We start from the raw sequence: 19,263 nt of genomic DNA on the forward strand, positions 1-19,263 counted from the left end.
ATACATTATTAAAGTTTTACTTAATCAATATCATTCAGTGGCCAAATAACGATATGATCTTCAAAGTTCTCAATACTCACGGCATTATCTTTGACTATTTTTCCTCTTACCGACATACCCGCTTTATGCATAGCTGACTTTTTACCATTATTGAGTAAAGGATGCCACGACGGCATACCTCGCCCTTCTTGTAAGCGACGATAGGTACAACTTGGAGGCATAAAAAATACCGCATCTATATTTTCTTGTGTTAAACGAACACAATCAGGTACTAACGTGGTGCGTTGCTCATATTTAGAACATTGGCAAGACTTCTCATTAAGTAAGTGACAAGCAATATTAGAGTAATAAATGTGCTCACCTTCATTTATGTGATCGGTCGGTAAAAGCTCCGAGGCTTCATCCGTATTCTCATCATCAATAAACTTATTTAAACAACATTTAGCACAGCCATCGCATAAGGACTCCCATTCAGGGCGAGTCATATCGGCTAAGGTTTTAGTTTGCCAAAAAGGCTGTTTTTCTGTGTTTTTATCGTTCATTTACTACTACTTACTTTACGAATGAATTGTCGAATGGATTTACTTAAATTTATTAACGAGTTTTCTAGTCAATGTCTTAATAAATCACTCGATAGGTGGAAACTTAATACGATCAGATAAATGGCCAACTGAGCTGACAAAATAATATGATAAGTTCCAGTGCATTAAACTCTTATAGTTATCATAAGCAAGATATACACGGCCATTTTTATCATCTGGAAAAACTAGCGCGGCTTTAATATCAACATTAGGCAAATTAGTACCATCTGTACGCCTCACGCCTAATGCTTGCCATTGTGCGAGAGTTTTTTCTGTTTCAGACCATGCTTTTAGCCAGTTTTTTCGACTACCGGTATTTTTTGGAATGGCTAATGTATAGTCAAAGCTTTTTGGTAACTTAACTTGACGACCCCAAGTAAGTTCATCACTCCAGCCTTCTTTTTGTAAATAATTTGCCATAGATGAAAAAACATCGGCTTGGTTTTGCCAAATATCCTTTTTACCATCACCGTCGCCATCAACAGCATATCCTAAAAAGGAGGTTGGCATAAATTGATTTTGCCCCATAGCCCCTGCCCATGAACCTTTCATATTTTCACTACTAATATGACCTTCATCTAATATAGTCAATGCTGCCATCAGTTGTTTTTTGAAGAACGTTTCACGTCGCCCTTCATAAGCTAATGTTGCTAAAGCAGAGATTACATTATAGCCACCGGTAAACTTACCAAAATTAGTTTCAAGCCCCCATAAAGCGATAATAAAACGCGGTTGTACTTGATATTTCTCACCTATTTGATTTAACAGTACTCGGTGTTCTTTATATAAAGCCCTCGCTTTATCTACTTTCCACTTTGGTACCCGCTTAGGTAGATAAGTATCCAGCGTTTCCACATTTTCAGGCTGACTTCTATCTGCTGTAACCGCACGTTTGTGAAAGGTAACTTGAGCAAAGCTATCATTAACTAAATTTTCGCTAAAACCTTTTGCTAATGCCTCTGCCTTGAGTTGCACCACATACTTAGCAAAACCTTCTTCGGTAAGTTCTACTTCTGCAGCGATTGATTGATTAATTACACCAAGCGTAATAAGGGCCGACAAAGCAACCGTTTTGATTAGACACATCATTCAAAATCTCCTTGTCCTTTTTTAGCGATCATAGCTGCTTTATGCTCTTTTAATAAATCTTCAGGTGGTGGTGGTAATTGTAAATAATAACCTTGTTCAACTAGGCTGACTTTTACTTTTTCTAAGTCAGCCATAGCGAGTTTACTTTTAGTGGCTAAATTGATTAATGTAACTAAATTTGGCGTACCAAACATTTTCATCAATTCATCAGGAACATCTGAGAATTCATCACGTTTATTAACAAAAAGGTAAGTTTGGGTTTTTCTGGTACTTTTATAAATAGCGCATAGCATAATGGAGACCTATAGGTAATTGAGAAATAGCGTAATACTACTCAGACTCATTCATGAATCTGTGTGGTACAAGTGTTCAATATATCATGAGCCAAGGGTGAACCCCATAGTGACTCAACGAAATATTGTTAACGAAAATGTACAATCAGAAGATAATTTACTATATAAAACAAAGAAAATTAATGAGTTACTTATAACCTTGCTGAGCAAAATCTAATAAGGGTTGACCAAACAGTTGCTCACGCCAACTTGATAACAACTCAACTTTATTCGTACAACTACGTGCTCCATTAAGGTCAAAATACCACGTTAAAAATTGATTGATTTGCTTTTTTGAAGCAATGTTTTCTATAGCTAAGCCCTTATTCTCAGCTGCTACGACTAAGAAAGCTTTTACTTGTTTAAATATTTGTTTGTAACCTGGATATTCATCTAATCGATCAATTTTGTCAGGATAGGTACTTACGTCAGCTTTATCTGCTTGGTTTAATACTGCCAGCATAGCTTTGCCTTTGTGGCGAATATCTATTGCTTCAGCTCCCTCAAGCGTTGCCATAGCAATAACACTCTCGGGGTTATGCTGTGCTAATGCCATCAACGTATGATCTTTTGCAACAAACCCAATAGGCAGGTCACGTTTTTTTGCTTGCTGAAAACGCCAACTTGCTAAGTATTTTAATAAATTTAACTGCTTAGGATTTAAACGCCAACTCATCTTAATATTAAGATACATTTCGTTTTCATCCATAGGCGTAAATTTTTTATCAATCATGCTCTGTGTTTCTAGCTTTGCGTAAGCTAAAAAACCAGCCTGAGTAATTTCGGCTAATAAACGAGGATATAGGTCAAACAAATGATCAACATCAGCACTTGCATAAGCCAGTTGTTTTTCAGTTAATGGCCTTCTAGTCCAATCAGTACGAGATTCCGATTTATCTAATTCAATGCCAGTGTAGTGGTTTACCATGGCTGCATAACCAAGTGACAAACCATGACCTAAAAATGACATCATAATCTGACTATCAATTAAATTGACTGGTTTACAATTTCCTGCCGTTAAGAAAACTTCTAAATCTTCCGAACAAGCATGCAGCACTTTAGTGATATTTTGGTTAGTGAGTAACGCCCAAAATGGTGTTAGATCATCAACAGCAATAGGATCAATAAGTGCTAATTGCTCTCCATCGCATACCTGAAGTAATCCTAACTTAGCATACAGAGTACGTGTACGAACAAACTCTGTATCTATGGCTAACACTTTAGCTTTAGCCAGTTGTTCACATAACTGGTTTAAGCTGTTTTGATCTTCAATTAATTGATAGTGCATAATTTTGACTTCTACTACGGCTACTTATGACGACGACGATTACTTTGCTGATTACGTTGTTGATGTTTTTTAACAGAACGACGAATGCGACGACTCTTAGCATTATCCATCGCCTTTTCATCAACTTTCACTTTACTTTCAGCTTCAGGTGTCAAATCTACTAATTGACGATAATAGTTTACTTCTTTTAAAGCTAATTCTCGCCAACCACCCATAGGTAACTGTCGTTGCATTTCCATATCACCATAACGCACTCGGATAAGACGGCTTACTTGAACATCTTGGCTTTCCCATAAACGACGAACTTCTCGGTTACGCCCTTCAGACAAGACAACATGGAACCAATGATTTCGCCCTTCTCCGCCACGGTAAGTGATTTTTTGAAAACGTGCCATACCGTCTTCTAATTTCACACCGGTACGCAATGTTTGTAACATAGCTTCGTTTATTTCACCAAAGACACGTACCGCGTACTCACGTTCAACCTTTTGTGATGGATGCATTAATCGGTTAGCTAATTCGCCATCCGTAGTAAATAACAACATACCCGAGGTATTTATATCTAAACGACCAACAGCAACCCAACGACCTGCATCAAGTGGAGGAAGGCGATCAAAAACGGTCGGCCTTCCTTCAGGGTCTTTACGTGTACACATTTCACCTTCAGGTTTGTTATAGATAAGTACGCGACAAATATCTTCATCTTGCGCAGTTAGTTTAACGTGATGACCATCAAGACGAATTTGCTCGGTACCGCTAATTCTATCACCTAAAAAAGCAACTTTACCATCAATGCTAACACGACCTTCACTGATCATAGTTTCCATTTCACGGCGAGAACCTTTACCTGCTCGAGCTAATACTTTTTGTACTTTCTCAGAATCTTTATGAGTCGCGGTTTTAAAGTCGACTTTCTCTACCTTTTCTGGTTCTTTTTTATGTTGCCCTTTTTTTCCAACAACCTTCTTCGCTACATCTTTTTTGGTCAAACCTTTTTTAGCACTGCCTTTTTGCTCAGTACCACGCGTGCCATATTTTTTATCAATGGCTTCGTCTTTTCTTGCTTGTTTTTTCTTGTCTACCGTCATTATCTTTTACTCTGTTACGTCAGTAGCAGCTCCCTTGTAGCTAACTTCTGGCTCATTGTTCAGGTTCAATTACCGAGTAAAGTGAAAATATTCATTTGCACTTTATATCTGATTACTGAAATGGAGAAGGGTCTCCTTCTCCTACGCGTATTATCTCAATACTGTCATTAGAAAAATCAATTACTGTGGTAGGGTGTTCCCCTAAATAACCACCATTGACGATAAGGTCAACTTGATGTTCCAATAAATCTCGAATTTGTTCAGGATCATACTCAGCCATATCTTGGCCAGGCATAATTAAACTGGTGGACATTATAGGCTCTGCAAGTTCAGTCAACAAGGCTTGTGCAATAGTATTATCTGGCACTCTTATGCCTATTGTTTTCTTTTTAGGGTTTAATAGTCGTTTAGGGACTTCCTTACTGCCTTTGAAAATAAAAGTATAAGGCCCAGGAGTATTACTTTTTAGTAATCTATATGCGGTGTTATCTACTCGAGTGTATTCAGATATTTGCGAAAGATCTTGGCACACCAAGGTGAAGTTATGATCCTTATCTATATCTCTGATTCTACAGATACGCTCTAATGCTTTTTTATCACCTAAGTGACAACCTAACGCATAACCTGAATCTGTAGGATAAACAATCACACCACCTTGCTTAATAATGTCTGCCGCTTGTTTCATTAAGCGACCCTGGGGATTATCTGGGTGTACATAAAAAAACTGACTCATGAGACTTCCTTTACTTTAAAGACTAATTTATTGCTAAGTGTTTATTCTCAGCTGACACCGTTAGTGAACAATGACTAAATGACTGGTATTAATCATTGGTAATAACACGCAAACACATTGTTATTGCCATTGTGCCCAAATAGGTTTGGCACCAACGGGCATAGTTAGGTTTCGCCCTATATCACTCCATCTGTTAGGGTAATGAAAATCAGACCCCATGGAAGCATGTAAATTATATTCTTGGCAATATGCCAACATTTTCTGTCTTTGTTCTGGATTCATTTGCGGTAATACCACTTCTAAACCATCGCCAGCAACTTCACTAAAGTGAACAATCAAACGTCGTAACCATTTAGCAGAAAGATCATATCGGATAGGGTGAGCCATTACCGCGCTTCCGCCAGCGTGATGTATAGCCTGAACAGCTTCTTCAATATTACACCAGTTAGGTTTTACATAGGCGCGTTGCCCTTTTGAGCCTTTCTTGCCAATATATTTATCAAAGGCTTGTTGCATAGTATTAACATGCCCTTGTTGATGGAGTACTTTAGCAAAGTGAGCACGTGTAATAGAGCCTTCACCAGCCATCGCTTTAGCATCGGTATAAATAGTTGGAAAGCCGCATTTTTCCAGTTTTTCACCCATTGAAATAGCACGCTGTTCTCTTGCTTGTTGCTGCAGTGCTATCAACGCTTTTAATTCAGGATTATTTTTATCAATATTCAAACCCACAATATGAATTTCAAAACCCTGCCATGCGGTAGATATTTCAATGCCATTAATCAATTTAAGTGGAATTTTTTTCTCGTCTATATGCTTTTGGGCTATATCAAGAGCAGCAACGGTGTCATGGTCTGTAATCGCTAAAACATCAATTTGAAAGTTAGCAGCCCTATCTATCAAGCTTTGCGGCGACAGGCCACCATCAGAGCAATTAGTATGGCTGTGTAGGTCAATACGTTTATGGGCAAAGCCTTCCGTTTTTACTATCTGATGTGGGAAATCAGTGGTTGACAGCAACGCCATAATAAGGTCTTCTATAGGGGTAAATCTCAGTGTTATGATAAGTTTACTGATAACGAGTAAACAATGATACTTTTTCCTTAATAAATAAGCGTAAAGTAACTAAGACTGAGTGAATATTTCATCGAAAATAAAGGCACGTAAAAATGAATGCAGCAATAACAAACATAACATTAATTTGGTGGTGGCATAACTCGACATAATTGGGTTGTGATAATTGCGTGTATCTTAAAAAAGATTAAACAAATTTCAAAAAAACCCGCCCTTATCAGCGGGTTTTTGTCGTTAAAGCGTTCGAGATATACTTTCGAAATGAAGTTTTACCAAGTTTATTAATAATGGATTTAAAATGAATAGAACAAAAACATGGTTTATTTGGTGGCTATTGCCTATTTACGCAGGCTGACAATTTTTCTTTAAATAAACTCTATAGAAGTAATCAAAATGACACAAAATTTACCCAGTAAAAAAAATGGTGAAGTAATCACTATTCAAGATAGTACCCACTATCAAAATGACCCGTTAAGTGTTTACCAATTATTATGCCACCAACAACAGCATAATATCTTATTAGAATCGGCTGAGATTGATAAGAAGCATTTATTGAAAAGCTTATTATTAACTGATGCGGCAGTCAAAATTGTTTGTAATGGCCATTCAGTTACTTTTTCTGCACTCTCTTTAAATGGTGAAAGCGCTGTTGAGTTCGCCGCTGCTCAATTAGAATCCCATGCCCAAGTAACTATTGCTGATGATAAAAAATCATTTCAAGCAACATTTAGCGAGGTTGCTAAAGACCTGGATGAAAAAGCTCGATTAAGTGCAACAAATCCATTGCACAGTTTACGATTATTCAATCAACTTACCGATAACAATAGTCACCCATTCTCAGTATTTTTAGGCGGCGTTTTTGCATTTGATCTCATGGCCATTGCAGAGCAATTACCCGCAGTAGATGATGGTGATAATACTTGCCCAGATTTTGTTTATTACTTAGCTGAAACGCTAGTTATTATTGACCATGAATTACAAAGTACAGAAATCATTGGTAATATTTTCAATTACAACGACGCTGAAAAAACCAAACAAAGCCAATTAGCTATCTCCAACCGTGTTGCTCACATTAAAAAGACTCTTGCTAGCTCTATTGATGTAAAGCAAGTATCACAATTAAGTCCTTCATGTATTGATATTGCTAATAAGCAAGAGTTTGATGACCAATTACAAGTCGATATTAGTGACGAACGTTATTGTGAAATAGTTGACCAATTAAAAGAAAATATTCGAGCGGGTGATATTTTTCAAGTGGTACCTTCCCGTACTTTTACCCTACCTTGTTTTGATTCCATTGCCGCTTATAAAGCACTCAAGCTTAGTAATCCTAGTCCTTATATGTTTTACCTAAAAGATAGCGACTTTTGTATTTTTGGTGCTTCTCCCGAATCCGCATTGAAATACCAAGCCAGCAATCGCCATGTAGAAATTTACCCTATAGCGGGAACACGCCCTCGCGGTTTTGATAAACAGGGTAATATTTCATTAGACTTAGATAGCCGCATTGAACTAGAACTTAGACAGGATAAAAAAGAGTCTGCTGAGCACATTATGCTGGTAGATTTAGCGCGTAATGACATAGCTAGAGTTTCCCAACCTGGCACCCGTTATGTCGCCGAGTTACTAAAAGTAGATCGCTACTCTCATGTTATGCACTTGGTTTCTCGAGTATGCGGTACTTTACAAACAGATTTAGATGCTTTGCACGCCTATCAGGCTTGTATGAATATGGGGACACTCTCTGGCGCACCAAAGGTCAAAGCTACCTCACTTATTAGAGAAGTAGAAGGTAAAAGGCGTGGTAGTTACGGTGGCGCTGTTGGTTACCTAACAGGCACTGGCGAAATGGATACTTGTATTGTTATACGCTCTGCTTTTGTTAAAGATAATATTGCTCAAGTACAAGCAGGTGCGGGGGTAGTCTTCGACTCAGACCCAATCAGTGAAGCGAATGAAACAAGGCAAAAAGCGCAAGCAGTTCTTAACGCTATTAGTGACGCCAATACCATTTTCACTGCCAATACGTCAGTAAAGGAGCAAGCCAATGACTAAATTATTTATGCTCGATAACCTAGATTCTTTTACCTATAACTTGGTTGATGAATTTCAATGTTTAGGTTTTGAGCCAAGTGTTTATCGAAACACGCTCAGTGCAGATTTTATTTTTGAAAAAATGCTCGAACATACTCAACGAACATCAGAGCCAGTATTATTGGTTCTCTCCCCTGGGCCAGGTGAGCCGAGCAAAGCGGGCTGTTTAATGGCACTTATTAAAAAGTGTGCTGGACGTATTCCTATGTTGGGTATTTGTTTGGGTCACCAAGCATTAATTGAGCACTACGGTGGCCTGGTAGACAGAGCAGAAGAAATTGTACACGGTAAAGCCTCAAGTATTACGCACAGTGGTAGTGGTGCTTTTAAAGGCATTCAAAATCCTTTACCTGTTGCTCGTTATCATTCGCTTATCGGTAAAGATATACCACCTACATTAGATGTTATCGCCGAATATAACGGTATGTGCATGGCTATTAGCCATGACAAAGATGTTGTTTTAGCTTTTCAATTTCACCCAGAATCAATATTAACGACTTTTGGTACCACCTTGTTAGCACAAAGTATTCAGCATTTACTTACTTTAGCGCCATCACTACATAATGTTTCTGGAGAATAAGATGACTAATCCACAAAATATTAATTCAAATGTTTCAACTATCAATACTATTTTGCCTGCATTAGTTGATGGCCTTAATTTAAAACAAGCACAAAGCCATGATTTTTTTCAGCAAGTACTACAAGGCAATATAAATCCTGCGCTAATGGCAAGTGTATTAACAGCACTAAAGATAAAAGGTGAAACACCTGAAGAAATTGCCGGTGCCGCTATCGCTATACGCGCTGCTGCGACGTCATTTCCTCAACGAAATAGCACAGACGATATCATAGCCGATTGCGTCGGTACTGGCGGTGATGGTGCCAATACCATTAACATTTCTACCACAGCGGCAATTTTAGCCGCAGCCTGTGGTTTAAAAATGGCAAAACATGGCAATCGAAGTGTGTCCAGTATGTCTGGCTCTGCTGATTTACTTGAAGCGTTTGGTGTTAATTTATCCATGTCACCTGAAACAGCGAATAATTGTTTAGCACAAACAAATTTATGTTTTTTATATGCACCAGCTTATCACTCGGGTTTTAAATTTGCGGCGCCAGTACGAAAAGCTATGGGTATTCGTACCTTATTCAATATTTTAGGACCGTTAGTTAATCCCGCTAAACCAAATATAATGCTGCTGGGGGTATATACGCCTGAGTTATTAATGCCTATGGCCCAAGCTTTACAACTTACTGGTGTCAAACGTGCTTTTGTGGTCCATGGCAGTGGCTTAGATGAAATTGCTTTACATGGAAATACGCAAGTAGTTGAAATTAATAACGGTGAATTAATTGAGCGTGCCATTAAGCCGCAAGATTTTGGCTTAAAAAATTACTCTCTTGAAGAGATTAAAGGTGGTACGCCTGCAGAAAATGCCAATATCATTAAAGATATATTATCGGGAAAAGGAAAGGATGCCCACAATGCCGCAGTAATCATTAACTGTGCTGCACTCCTGTATTTACACAATAAGGCTGACACCTTTTCTCAAGCTGCACAACTTGCAGCCGAGGTACTTGCTTCAGGTAAAGGCTTAAGCACTTTATCGGCATTGGTGAAACTTTCAAATGAAGAGGCACCTTCAACTACCGTTGGCAGTGATAGAGAAATTAAAACTGAAATAAACTCTAATAGAGAAACAAAGGCTGAAAAATAACATGAATATAAACACTACTACTTCAGCAGAAAAAAACATTTTAGAAAAAATAGTTGATGATAAACGCATTGAAATTGATGCTTTGAAAATAAGTAAGCCATTAGCAAGCTTCATTGATGGGCTTGTGCCAACAACTAAAGATATGTATGCCGCCTTAACAAGAACGAAAGAGAAACCTTACGCCGGTTTTATTCTTGAATGCAAAAAAGCATCACCATCTAAAGGGTTGATTCGCCCTGATTTCGATGTAAAAGCCATTTGCCAAATTTATGACAAATATGCTGCTGCCATTTCAGTATTAACCGATGAAAAATATTTCCAAGGTAATTTTGATTACTTAAAAACGGTAACACAAACGGTAAAGTGCCCGGTACTAAATAAAGATTTCTTTATTGATAGCTATCAAGTGTACCTAGCAAGATATTATGGCGCTGACGCAATTTTATTGATGCTCAGTGTTTTGTCCGATGAAGAGTACCTTGAGTTATCCGCCGTCGCTGAGCAATATAATTTAGCAGTCTTAACCGAAATATCTAACGAAGATGAGCGCGACAGAGCAATAAAGCTCAATGCCAAAATGATAGGTATAAATAATCGAGATTTACGTGATCTAAGTACCGATATATCACGTACATTCGACTACGCACCAAGCTTACCTAACGATAGAATTATTATTTCTGAATCTGGCATCTACAACAACAACCAAGTGAGAGAGTTAGCGCCTGCTGTCGACGGCTTTTTGGTTGGCAGTTCGCTAATGGATCCAAAAAACAATACTTATCAAGATATTGACTTAGCTTGTCGAAAGTTAATTTACGGTAATAATAAAGTATGTGGCTTAACTGAGTCCAAATATGCTAGCGCTGCCGCTGATGCAGGTGCACGTTTTGGTGGCCTTATCTTTGCCGAAAAATCACCTCGTTATGTTACTAAATTGCAAGCTCAAGCCATTATCAAAACAGAGCCGAAATTAGAGTACGTTGGCGTTTTTGTTAATAAAGATCGAGAACAAGTTATAGACTTAGTTAAAGCGCTTAAATTAAGTGCAGTACAGCTACATGGTAGTGAGGATGCTCAATATATTGAGGCTTTAACCACCGAGCTTGCTCAGAATGACTGTGGGTTTTGTGACGTATGGCAGGCTAGTCCTGTAGCACAGAGCGTTCCTTTGCTTAATCAAAGTGTTAGTCATCATGTACTTGACGGCCAAAGCCCTGGCAGTGGTAAAACATTTAACTGGCAAGTATTAGCCTTAAGTGAGCAAAACTTATCAAAAAGCTTTTTAGCTGGCGGACTAAACAATGACAATATTGGTCAAGCCATAGAGCAGTTAACACAAGTAGATTTATTTGGCCTAGACCTCAACTCCGGTGTAGAAGACAGTCCAGGTATTAAATCAAGTGAAAAACTAGCGCAAGTATTTTCGAAAATTAGGAATTATTAAGATGTCAGATACAAATAAGAATACTCAAGAGACCAAGTCAAATAAAACCCGCTTGCCTGCCTATTTTGGCGAGTTTGGTGGTATGTACGTTGGTGAATTATTAGTCCCCGCACTAGAGCAATTAGAGCAAGCTTTTATCGAATCTCAAACCGATGAAGCCTTTTTAACCGAGTTCAATAATTTATTAACAAAATATGCTGGCCGACCTACACCATTAACTTGTTGTCGAAACATTGTAAAAAATCCACTCGCTAAAATTTACTTGAAGCGTGAAGATTTATTACACGGTGGAGCACATAAAACTAACCAAGTTTTAGGGCAAGCATTACTAGCCAAGCGTATGGGTAAAACTGAAATAATTGCTGAAACGGGTGCTGGACAGCACGGCGTTGCAACCGCCATTGCCTGTTCATTACTTGGGTTAAAATGTAAAGTTTACATGGGCGCAGTAGATTGTGAGCGACAACAACCTAATGTTTTCCGTATGAAGTTAATGGGTGCTGAAGTTATTCCGGTAACTGCTGGCTCTGGCACATTAAAAGACGCTGTTAATGAGGCACTAAGAGATTGGTCTGCAAATTATGAAAATGCGCACTACTTATTGGGTACAGCTGCAGGACCTCACCCATTTCCTACTATAGTTCGTGAATTTCAAAAAATGATTGGTGAAGAAGCCAAAGCACAGTTTTATGATGAAGAAGGTCGTTTACCCGATTATGTTATCGCCTGTGTTGGTGGAGGTTCAAATGCTATAGGTATGTTTCACGATTTCATTAAAGAAGAAGGCGTTAAACTTATTGGTGTTGAAGCCGGTGGAAAAGGTATTGAGACCAAAGAGCACGGTGCAACACTTGTTGCTGGTACTAAAGGAATGTTGCATGGTAATTACACTTATATAATGCAAGATAATTTTGGCCAAATTCAAGAATCTTACTCAGTATCTGCGGGTCTTGACTACCCTGCTGTTGGTCCTCAACATGCCTTTTTGAAAGATACAGGTCGTGCTCAATATGTTCCGATTAATGATGATGAAGCATTGGCTGCATTTCAAGCTTTAGCAATGAACGAAGGTATTATTCCTGCTCTTGAGTCTTCTCACGCCCTAGCGCAAGCATTAAAAATGGCCGAATCTGCTACTGAAGAAACGATTTATCTAGTAAATCTTTCTGGTCGTGGTGATAAAGATTTAGCGCATGTACACGCGATTCTTTCCCCTGATGAAGCTTTATCATCAAAAACAGTTAAACATAGAGGAGAAGCATAATGTCACACTCAAATATTCAAGATGCAGGTGCTCGTTATGAAATCTCGTTTGCAGCATTAAAAGAGAAAAATGAAAAAGCTTTTATCCCTTTTGTCATGATTGGCGATCCTAATGCTGAGCAGTCTTTTGCTGTTATCAAAAGTTTAATTGATTCAGGTGCTGATGCCCTTGAATTAGGCATTCCATTTTCTGATCCAAGTGCTGATGGTCTAACCATTCAAAATGCTGCACTTCGCGCTATAGGCGCTGGCATTAATACTGATAGCTGTATTGATATATTAAAGCAAGTTCGAGAATACGCTCCACAAATACCTATTGGTTTACTACTTTATGGTAACTTAGTTTTTGCGCGTGGTATTGATACGTTTTATCGAGATATGAGTGAAGCTGGTGTGGATTCAGTATTAATAGCTGACGTACCTATTAGAGAAAGTGAGCCCTTTCGTGAAGCTGCATTAAAGTACGGGGTTGCGCCTATTTTTATTGCCCCTCCTAACGCTAGTGATGAAACCTTACGTACGGTATCTTCATATTCTCGAGGTTATACTTATGTATTAAGTCGTGCAGGCGTAACGGGTGTCGACAGTACTGAAAGTCCCAAAAACACTGTTTCTAGTACTGCCAGTAAATTAATTGAAAATTTATCAAAATACCATGCTGCACCTCCTGTATTAGGTTTTGGTATTTCAACTCCACAACAAGTTAAAGATGCCCTTAGCGCAGGAGCACTTGGTGCGATTAGTGGTTCGGCTGTAGTTAAAATCATTGAAGATAACTTAGCTGACAATAGTAAAATGCTTACTGATTTAACGACTTTTGTTAGTGAGATGAAAGCAGCAACAAGATAGTAAACGTCTTATAGATTTATACTTTCAAACGGTAAAGTAATACACATTAAAAAGGAGCAATAATATTGCTCCTTTTTTATTGCTCTTGTTTAAACTCTGAGTATGCGGGCAGTTAAAAATACGATTATTAGCGTTAAAGCAATAAAAAGCAGTGCTAATAAATGATAAAAACTTCGTTGCACTTTAATTTTCATGTGTGTAAACATACCTTTTGAGCCCTCATCAATACTTGGAATATTATGAAAAAGAGATAACAATATATTAAATAATAGTAACCAAATGATGCCGACAAAACTTAACATAGCAAAAGGATTATTCAACTGCGTTGATGAAGGTGTTTGCAACAACTGAGTAACAATAATTCCTACGAGGAATACCGCCAAGAGATAAGTCAACTTACGAAAGGGTTGTAGATTTGTAGAGAGCTTTGCTAATATTTCCAACATGTACTGTTTTACTCTCAAGTCACTTTATAATTAATAGAGAATATTTTACTATCCCGATAAACGATACCAATTAATAGTGGTTTATTTTTAAAGCTTATAATAAACGAAAATAGATTGTAACGTACAAATAAAAAATGCGACTCATTGAGTCGCATCTCTATAACTAGCTTATACGGTGCATCCTGCACACATATTTAATCTTCTCATTTCTTCCTTGAACAACTATCCCTAGCATATCCCTTATGAGTCCACTCATATCCATTTTGAATAACGATTAGATTACCCATTCAATCATCCATGATTAACGTCTTCCTGACACTATTTCCCTTAAAGTACAGCTTTCAACTAGTCCTTGTTGCTTATCCTAAAATTAACCTTCCGTAGTTAATATTCCTTCGTAATAGCCTTCCGTAACTACTGTCTTCCTGACCTTGGCTATCCTTACCAAGCCACATCCTTGTTCATATCATCCATAGTGGCATCCTACCACTAGACTTCGTCCTTAAAGCCTCCCTGTTAAACCCTATTTTAACTAGTACTAAGTATTATTTAAAATTAAAGCATCCTGCTTTAGGTTTTCCTTTTTAACCTGACACAAGCATCCTTACTTACATCTTCCTTGAAATGCATCCACTGCATCCTATTTACTCAACTTATCCTTAAGTTATGTTACCATCCTAGGTAAGTCCTTAAGTTACTAGATTCCTTTTTAGTAACTTGCATCTTCCTTAATAGCATTACAAGTAACGCTAAAGCCTCCTGCTTCTTGTCTTCCTGACAAGATTAATAATACACCTAAATATCGCTTATCGAAGTTTGTTAATAACAAAGATCCACGTGTAAAGCAGGTGTAACAATTCGTTATAACAATTAATTGTTATTAATCAGTTGTATACGAATCTAAATTTCACTTTGTCAGCGGGGATTGCCAACATATCTCACAATGATGTAAGACATGTCTTACGAAGGATAGAGCGCTTTGTCAGTGGTGTTTTTTTATTAAGAAATTAAGATAGGGTAAATAAGATTGAAAGTGTGTAGTGACGAATAGGTTTTTCTAGACTAATACGGTTTTCGACCCGTAAATAAAAAATGCGACTCATTGAGTCGCATCTCTATATCTAGCTTATACGGTGCATCCTGCACACATATTTAATGATCTCATTTCTTCCTTGAAAAACTATCCTTAGCTTATCCCTTATGAGTCCACTCATATCCATTGCGGGTAACGATTAGGCTGCCCTTTCAATCATCCTTAATTAGCGTCTTCCTGACTTTAGTTATCCTTACCACTCCACATCCTTGATTATTTCATCCATAGTGGCATCCTACCACTAGACCTCATCCTTAAAGTCTCCTTTAAACCCTATTATAAATAACACCACGTATTATTTATAATTAAAGCATCCTGCTTTAGGTTTTCCTTTTATCTGATACAAGTATCCTTACTTACATCTTCCTTGATGTGCATCCCTTGCATCCTATTTACCCAACCCATTCCTTAGGTTCTGTTACCTTCCCGGTAAGTCCTTAAGTCACTAGGTTCCATCTCAGTGACTGCATCTTCCTTGATAGCATTACAAGTAATGCTAAAGCCCCCTGCTCCTTGTCTTCCTGACAGGATTAATAATACACCTAAATATCGTCTATCGAAGTTTGTTAACAAAAAAGATCAGAGTGTAAAAGTAATACAATAATCACTTTGTCATTTTAATTCTTATTAATCAATGTGGTAGGGTTTTCAGTTTCAATTTATCAGCAGAGATTGCCAATATATCTCACGATGATGTAAGACATGTCTTACAAAAAAAATAGCACTTTGTCAGTGCTATTTTTCATTAGGGAATAAAACAAGGGTAAAACAGGTCTAATATAACCTCAAAACAAAGAAATCAAATTTAATTTTCTTTATCTCGGTAATGAACCATCACTGCACCACAGACATTTCCTACAGTGACCTCTTTTACCGTATGATAATCAACATGTTTGAAGAATTCTTTAAATTTTCCTGAAGTGGCATATACCGCAACACCTTCACTATCGGGATGCTCATCAAGAACAGTATTAACAGCTGCCATTAAGTAGTGGCCAAAACCATGCTGCTGATGCAGTGGATGTACTGCAATAAATGACAGGAAATGAAATACGTTCAACGGCACGGCAGCCAATACCGTTTGTTCTTTTTGCATCATCTGTTTGGTACTAAAATAACCGGCATTTAATAGCATTTTTAGACGCCAATGCCAAAAGCGATCACTTGCCAATGTTTCATCTGGACTGTTGATGCAAGCAACACCAACCATAGCTTCTCCAAGATACAATCCAATCATGGGTTGTTTGGCTTGCCAAAAAGCATTAAGCTCTTCCCTGATAGCACCACGAAGACGTTGCTCATAATCTTCTTTATCACTATTAAAAATATCTAAAAAAACAGGATCATCATGATACGCTTGATATAAAAGTGAGGCGGCTAATTTCAATTCATGAGCACTCAAATAAGTCGCTCGAATATTAACCTCTTGATTTATTTTACTATCAACACTACTTTCTACCGATACTGTATCACTCATTATTATCTCCTACTCTGATGGTGGGTTATTTTTTAATCTAACGACCCACCATAGCAGTATAATTTCAAAGAGGTCAAATAGAATAAATTTTATAACAAAGAATAGTCATCTAGAATTAGAATAAAAAATGCCCCGCTATGCGAGGCACTTTATAGTAAATAAAAATTAATAACTAATTAGCTTTAACTGTTCCCGTTTTTGAATAATCGCCACCATTACCTGTCTCAGCTAACTTACCGTTAATAAATTGTAGGAAAGTGCACTCATCTTTTGTCGTTAAACCATCTTTATGTTTACGTTGGGTGCGATAATATAAAACGCGTACGGTGTTATCACCATCGGCATAAGTTTCTGAAAAGTCAGAAACCCCTAGTTTCTCTTGCATATCCATAAAAGAAGCACCTAATTGTACTTGGGCAATTTTCTTGCGGTTTTTATAAGTTCTTTCTTCACTGTCACCAACAAAACCATGGTCTATGCCATCATCATTTATTTTAACAACGCAACCAGATAATGTCATAGCTAGTGGAGCAACGATCAGTAAAGCAATGAGTGATTTTTTCATGTCTAATATTCCCTAAAGGTACAATGTAATAGTTATAATAATTCTTTCTTCACAAAAGCAAAAAACAAGCCAACAAGTTAAGCCATTGAATTATAATAACTTTGAAAAACAAGGTAATGAAAAACGAGACATATTTGGCTATATTGGCTAAAATATCGTTAAATAAATTATTTATATTATAATCAGTAAGTAAAATGACAATTATCGATGAAATTTTAATCTGCGCAAATCAATTAGCCAATGCAGGAACAAAACCAACAGTAGCTTTAGTAAAAGCAAAACTAAGTCAACGTGCTACATTGGCTATGCTAATAACTACGCTGAAAAGCTGGCAGCATCAACCTGATTTCATTGCACCCATTCACAATAAAACAGAGCAAGAGGTTAATCCCAATCCATCTACACAAAACGCTTCTGCGTTACTTGAGTCGTTACTTGAGAATGGCTCGATAAAGAAAATCATTCAACAATCATTAGATCTCGAGTTAACAGAAATGAGGAATGAACTATCTGAAATGAGGTCGCTCATCAACAATTTAACTGAACAACTAAGTAAAAAAAAATAAGACTTTAGACTTTATCACTCACTAAACTCTTTGGCGTTAATTGACTTATAAAATCAACTAATGAGTCGCTAAGTTTTTTATGCGGCTTACAACCCACTCGTTCAACCCATACTTCACCACTGCTATTATCGAGAGAAATAATCATATCCTCTTCATCAGTAACGGCGAAGAAGACAGTTTCAGCTTGCTTTAACTTTTGCTTCATCAAGATATGCCCTATGAGGTTTTCTTGTAGTCGTTCAAAGTCCTCCTTATTCCAAGCAAAGAGAAGAGATAGCTCACCTTCATCACACATAGCTTCAATGTCACCGCTAAAAATGGTAGTGAAATAGGTTTTAATATCCTGATGTAATTCAAGATTTAATGCAGACTCGACATTATTAAAAGAGAGCGCCTCTTCTTTGTTATCAGTTAATTTTTCACTTTCCATTGCAACAGGTTGCCAGTAATAGTGACTGGCATCATGTGGCCCTAATTCACAAGGAGATGACCATTGTTCATCGTGCTCCATTGTTGGCAGGTGGCCGAGTTGCTCAATGTGTTGCTGGCTATAGTCTTTACTAAAGGTTAAAAGCATTTGCGCTAAAGTTTTATTTGTAGATGTCATATAAAGAAAAGATCCTTTAAAATAGCGATATATTAGCTCACTACCGAAAAAATTTATGGCCAATTATCAAAATGCGACTGAACTAAGCAAGTTAACACTGGGTAAAAGTACACAATATTGCAGCGAATATACCGCAGATTTACTGCAAGGAGTACCTAGAAGTTTAAATAGAGATGACTTAGCACTTAATCAAAGTAATTTACCTTTTGTAGGTGAAGATGTCTGGTATGGTTATGAACTATCTTGGCTCAATCCAAAAGGTAAACCGGTAGTTGCCGTAGCTGAGTTTCGCTTTGCTTGTACCAGTGAAAATATTGTTGAGTCAAAGTCGTTTAAGCTTTATTTAAATAGCTTCAATCAAACACACTTTAATAGTGTTCAAGACGTTGAGCAGGTATTAGCTAAAGACCTATCAAAAATAGCTGGCTCTGCGGCAAGTGTAAAGTTATTTGGTGTTGATCACTGTCCTGCCTTAGATATTGCCAAAAACACAGATACATATTTTTGCATTGATGGTGAAGATATCAGCATAGATAACTATCAATATAACCCAACGTTACTTGATACAGCAAAAAATAAAGAAGATACCTATCAAGTTGAAGAGTATTTAGTTAGTCATCTATTAAAGTCTAACTGCTTAATAACTAACCAACCAGATTGGGCAAGTATTTATATTCACTATCGTGGCAGTGCTATAGACCATGCCGCACTTTTGAAGTATTTAATCTCCTTTCGCCAGCATAATGAATTTCATGAACAATGTGTCGAAAGAATCTACTGCGACTTGCAGCAATTCTGCCAACTAGAAGAATTAACCGTTTTCGCACGCTACACTCGGCGCGGTGGGTTAGATATAAACCCATTTAGGAGTAGTCATACTGAACAAGCCCCTTTTGCCAGAACATTACGTCAATAATCTCCCTTACTTCACACTCTCAGGATAAAAAAAAGCATTA

At 37.5% G+C, this 19,263-nt stretch carries 19 protein-coding genes; 8 read left to right on the forward strand and 11 right to left on the reverse strand.

Annotation, left to right across the window (positions count from 1 at the left end):
* Nucleotides 1–20: 20 nt before the first annotated feature.
* The 7 genes from CXF71_RS06570 to rnm all read right to left on the reverse strand — a co-directional run bounded on the left by CXF71_RS06570 (nt 21) and on the right by rnm (nt 6,137).
* The gene (locus CXF71_RS06570; protein ID WP_101232157.1) at nt 21–542 is read right to left on the reverse strand and encodes a YcgN family cysteine cluster protein; all 522 of its coding nucleotides are present in this window, start codon (nt 540–542) and stop codon (nt 21–23) included.
* Between the two features lie 84 nt (nt 543–626).
* A complete protein-coding gene (locus CXF71_RS06575; protein ID WP_101232158.1) occupies nt 627–1,670 on the reverse strand; it encodes a lytic murein transglycosylase in 1,044 nt (347 codons plus the stop codon).
* Nucleotides 1,667–1,963 carry a YcgL domain-containing protein gene (locus CXF71_RS06580; protein ID WP_101232159.1) on the reverse strand — a complete coding sequence of 99 codons (297 nt, stop codon included), beginning with the start codon at nt 1,961–1,963 and terminating at the stop codon, nt 1,667–1,669. Before CXF71_RS06580 ends, CXF71_RS06575 begins: the two co-directional genes overlap by 4 nt.
* A 187-nt stretch (nt 1,964–2,150) precedes the next feature.
* Nucleotides 2,151–3,290, reverse strand: a complete 1,140-nt coding sequence (rnd, locus tag CXF71_RS06585) for a ribonuclease D (RefSeq protein ID WP_101232160.1) — start codon at nt 3,288–3,290, stop codon at nt 2,151–2,153.
* 20 nt (nt 3,291–3,310) lie between these two features.
* Nucleotides 3,311–4,378 carry a 23S rRNA pseudouridine(2605) synthase RluB gene (gene rluB, locus CXF71_RS06590; protein ID WP_101232161.1) on the reverse strand — a complete coding sequence of 356 codons (1,068 nt, stop codon included), beginning with the start codon at nt 4,376–4,378 and terminating at the stop codon, nt 3,311–3,313.
* A gap of 112 nt (nt 4,379–4,490) precedes the next feature.
* Nucleotides 4,491–5,111 carry an L-threonylcarbamoyladenylate synthase gene (locus CXF71_RS06595; protein WP_101232162.1) on the reverse strand — a complete coding sequence of 207 codons (621 nt, stop codon included), beginning with the start codon at nt 5,109–5,111 and terminating at the stop codon, nt 4,491–4,493.
* A 120-nt stretch (nt 5,112–5,231) separates the two neighbouring features.
* Nucleotides 5,232–6,137, reverse strand: coding sequence for an RNase RNM (rnm, locus tag CXF71_RS06600; RefSeq protein WP_101232163.1), 906 nt, complete (start codon nt 6,135–6,137; stop codon nt 5,232–5,234).
* A 441-nt stretch (nt 6,138–6,578) separates the two neighbouring features.
* On the opposite strand from rnm, the gene CXF71_RS06605 reads away from it, so the two are divergent.
* The 6 genes from CXF71_RS06605 to trpA are packed head-to-tail and all read left to right on the forward strand — an operon-like array spanning nt 6,579 to nt 13,553.
* On the forward strand, nt 6,579–8,240 hold the full coding sequence (locus CXF71_RS06605; RefSeq protein ID WP_101232164.1) for an anthranilate synthase component 1: 1,662 nt from the start codon (nt 6,579–6,581) through the stop codon (nt 8,238–8,240).
* Nucleotides 8,233–8,859 (forward strand): aminodeoxychorismate/anthranilate synthase component II, encoded by a 627-nt coding sequence (locus CXF71_RS06610; RefSeq protein WP_101232165.1) that lies wholly within the window; start codon nt 8,233–8,235, stop codon nt 8,857–8,859. Before CXF71_RS06605 ends, CXF71_RS06610 begins: the two co-directional genes overlap by 8 nt.
* Before the next feature lies 1 nt (nt 8,860).
* Entirely contained in the window at nt 8,861–9,997 is a 1,137-nt protein-coding gene (gene trpD / locus CXF71_RS06615; RefSeq protein ID WP_101232166.1) for an anthranilate phosphoribosyltransferase, read from the forward strand.
* Between the two features lies 1 nt (nt 9,998).
* Entirely contained in the window at nt 9,999–11,441 is a 1,443-nt protein-coding gene (gene trpCF / locus CXF71_RS06620) for a bifunctional indole-3-glycerol-phosphate synthase TrpC/phosphoribosylanthranilate isomerase TrpF (protein ID WP_101232167.1), read from the forward strand.
* Between the two features lies 1 nt (nt 11,442).
* The gene (gene trpB, locus CXF71_RS06625) at nt 11,443–12,705 is read left to right on the forward strand and encodes a tryptophan synthase subunit beta (RefSeq protein WP_101232168.1); all 1,263 of its coding nucleotides are present in this window, start codon (nt 11,443–11,445) and stop codon (nt 12,703–12,705) included.
* Nucleotides 12,705–13,553 carry a tryptophan synthase subunit alpha gene (gene trpA / locus CXF71_RS06630; protein WP_101232169.1) on the forward strand — a complete coding sequence of 283 codons (849 nt, stop codon included), beginning with the start codon at nt 12,705–12,707 and terminating at the stop codon, nt 13,551–13,553. Before trpB ends, trpA begins: the two co-directional genes overlap by 1 nt.
* Before the next feature lie 89 nt (nt 13,554–13,642).
* On the opposite strand, the gene CXF71_RS06635 is transcribed toward trpA, so the two are convergent.
* From CXF71_RS06635 to CXF71_RS06645, 3 genes are all read right to left on the reverse strand, one after another.
* Nucleotides 13,643–13,999, reverse strand: coding sequence for a hypothetical protein (locus CXF71_RS06635; RefSeq protein ID WP_101232170.1), 357 nt, complete (start codon nt 13,997–13,999; stop codon nt 13,643–13,645).
* A 1,898-nt stretch (nt 14,000–15,897) separates the two neighbouring features.
* Complete coding sequence (locus CXF71_RS06640) at nt 15,898–16,569, reverse strand: GNAT family N-acetyltransferase (RefSeq protein WP_101232171.1); 672 nt, start codon at nt 16,567–16,569, stop codon at nt 15,898–15,900.
* A gap of 172 nt (nt 16,570–16,741) precedes the next feature.
* Nucleotides 16,742–17,134: a DUF3192 domain-containing protein gene (locus tag CXF71_RS06645; RefSeq protein WP_101232172.1), complete on the reverse strand. Its 393-nt coding sequence runs from the start codon at nt 17,132–17,134 to the stop codon at nt 16,742–16,744.
* A 194-nt stretch (nt 17,135–17,328) separates the two neighbouring features.
* On the opposite strand from CXF71_RS06645, the gene CXF71_RS06650 reads away from it, so the two are divergent.
* A complete protein-coding gene (locus tag CXF71_RS06650) occupies nt 17,329–17,700 on the forward strand; it encodes a hypothetical protein (RefSeq protein ID WP_101232173.1) in 372 nt (123 codons plus the stop codon).
* A gap of 4 nt (nt 17,701–17,704) precedes the next feature.
* Here CXF71_RS06650 and syd read toward each other — a convergent pair whose 3' ends face one another.
* Nucleotides 17,705–18,307: a SecY-interacting protein gene (syd, locus tag CXF71_RS06655; protein WP_101232174.1), complete on the reverse strand. Its 603-nt coding sequence runs from the start codon at nt 18,305–18,307 to the stop codon at nt 17,705–17,707.
* 55 nt (nt 18,308–18,362) lie between these two features.
* Here syd and queF point away from each other — a divergent pair, with 55 nt between their 5' ends.
* Nucleotides 18,363–19,223, forward strand: a complete 861-nt coding sequence (gene queF / locus CXF71_RS06660) for an NADPH-dependent 7-cyano-7-deazaguanine reductase QueF (RefSeq protein ID WP_101232175.1) — start codon at nt 18,363–18,365, stop codon at nt 19,221–19,223.
* Nucleotides 19,224–19,263 lie beyond the last annotated feature (40 nt).

It is taken from the genome of Colwellia sp. 12G3 (genome assembly GCF_002836775.1).
Classification (GTDB): domain Bacteria; phylum Pseudomonadota; class Gammaproteobacteria; order Enterobacterales; family Alteromonadaceae; genus Colwellia.

Excerpts from the sequence above, each read along its gene's own strand:
- CXF71_RS06570 (WP_101232157.1), bottom strand. The coding sequence starts at position 542 with ATGAACGATAAAAACACAGAAAAACAGCCTTTTTGGCAAACTAAAACC.
- CXF71_RS06575 (WP_101232158.1), bottom strand. The coding sequence starts at position 1,670 with ATGATGTGTCTAATCAAAACGGTTGCTTTGTCGGCCCTTATTACGCTT.
- CXF71_RS06580 (WP_101232159.1), bottom strand. The coding sequence starts at position 1,963 with ATGCTATGCGCTATTTATAAAAGTACCAGAAAAACCCAAACTTACCTT.
- rnd (WP_101232160.1), bottom strand. The coding sequence starts at position 3,290 with ATGCACTATCAATTAATTGAAGATCAAAACAGCTTAAACCAGTTATGT.
- rluB (WP_101232161.1), bottom strand. The coding sequence starts at position 4,378 with ATGACGGTAGACAAGAAAAAACAAGCAAGAAAAGACGAAGCCATTGAT.
- CXF71_RS06595 (WP_101232162.1), bottom strand. The coding sequence starts at position 5,111 with ATGAGTCAGTTTTTTTATGTACACCCAGATAATCCCCAGGGTCGCTTA.
- rnm (WP_101232163.1), bottom strand. The coding sequence starts at position 6,137 with ATGGCGTTGCTGTCAACCACTGATTTCCCACATCAGATAGTAAAAACG.
- CXF71_RS06605 (WP_101232164.1), top strand. The coding sequence starts at position 6,579 with ATGACACAAAATTTACCCAGTAAAAAAAATGGTGAAGTAATCACTATT.
- CXF71_RS06610 (WP_101232165.1), top strand. The coding sequence starts at position 8,233 with ATGACTAAATTATTTATGCTCGATAACCTAGATTCTTTTACCTATAAC.
- trpD (WP_101232166.1), top strand. The coding sequence starts at position 8,861 with ATGACTAATCCACAAAATATTAATTCAAATGTTTCAACTATCAATACT.
- trpCF (WP_101232167.1), top strand. The coding sequence starts at position 9,999 with ATGAATATAAACACTACTACTTCAGCAGAAAAAAACATTTTAGAAAAA.
- trpB (WP_101232168.1), top strand. The coding sequence starts at position 11,443 with ATGTCAGATACAAATAAGAATACTCAAGAGACCAAGTCAAATAAAACC.
- trpA (WP_101232169.1), top strand. The coding sequence starts at position 12,705 with ATGTCACACTCAAATATTCAAGATGCAGGTGCTCGTTATGAAATCTCG.
- CXF71_RS06635 (WP_101232170.1), bottom strand. The coding sequence starts at position 13,999 with ATGTTGGAAATATTAGCAAAGCTCTCTACAAATCTACAACCCTTTCGT.
- CXF71_RS06640 (WP_101232171.1), bottom strand. The coding sequence starts at position 16,569 with ATGAGTGATACAGTATCGGTAGAAAGTAGTGTTGATAGTAAAATAAAT.
- CXF71_RS06645 (WP_101232172.1), bottom strand. The coding sequence starts at position 17,134 with ATGAAAAAATCACTCATTGCTTTACTGATCGTTGCTCCACTAGCTATG.
- CXF71_RS06650 (WP_101232173.1), top strand. The coding sequence starts at position 17,329 with ATGACAATTATCGATGAAATTTTAATCTGCGCAAATCAATTAGCCAAT.
- syd (WP_101232174.1), bottom strand. The coding sequence starts at position 18,307 with ATGACATCTACAAATAAAACTTTAGCGCAAATGCTTTTAACCTTTAGT.
- queF (WP_101232175.1), top strand. The coding sequence starts at position 18,363 with ATGGCCAATTATCAAAATGCGACTGAACTAAGCAAGTTAACACTGGGT.